1 protein-coding gene is annotated in these 682 nt (G+C 59.2%); it reads right to left on the bottom strand.

Annotation, left to right across the window (positions count from 1 at the left end; genetic code table 11):
- Positions 1-628, bottom strand: a 628-nt coding sequence (locus NP596_RS21445; protein WP_256617415.1) for an IS91 family transposase, incomplete at its 3' end; no start/stop codon positions are given.
- Positions 629-682: the final 54 nt, after the last annotated feature.

Here is a 682-nt window from a genome sequence, read left to right as displayed (position 1 = left end):
CGGCATGCGCTTGGCTCAGTGCCTCCAGAAAACGCCGTCGAAACAGTCGCGACAGCACTCTGACCGATAAAAAGAAGCCGCGTTTGCAGCTAACCCAGCGCTCACCGTCCAGCGACAAGCCGCCACCCGGCACGATGCCATGCACATGCGGATGATGGGTTAAGGCCGATCCCCAGGTATGCAGTACCAGGGTAGCACCGATCTGTGCGCCCAGATGTTTCGGATCGGCGGCAATCGTGCGTAAGGTCTCCGCCGCGATCTCGAACAGCAAGCCATAGATCACGGCTTTGTTGTAATAAGCGATAGCACTGATCGATGCTGGCAGAGTGAATACCACGTGGTAATACTCGACCGGCAGCAGATCGGCCTGGCGGGCTTCGAGCCAACGTTTGGCTGCACTGGCTTGGCACTTCGGGCAATGCCGGTTACGGCAGGAGTTGTAGGCGATGTCCTGATGCTCACAGGCTGGGCAACACAGCACATGCCCACCCAATGTCGCGGTGCGGCACTGTTCGATGGCGGACATCACTTTCAGCTGACCCAGACTTAAATGGTCATGCTGAGCGTCCCGCCAAGCGGCGCCATAGGCGCGGAAAATATCCGCTACCTCGAGTGCGGCGCGTGCCATGGGCTGGCTGGACTACAAGGGTTGCAGAGTCTCGATTGGACTCACCACCTCCCG

The sequence above is a fragment of the Methylomonas rivi genome (assembly GCF_024505165.1).
GTDB classification, from domain to species: domain Bacteria; phylum Pseudomonadota; class Gammaproteobacteria; order Methylococcales; family Methylomonadaceae; genus Methylomonas; species Methylomonas rivi.
This window is presented reverse-complemented; position numbering and strand designations above follow the sequence as displayed.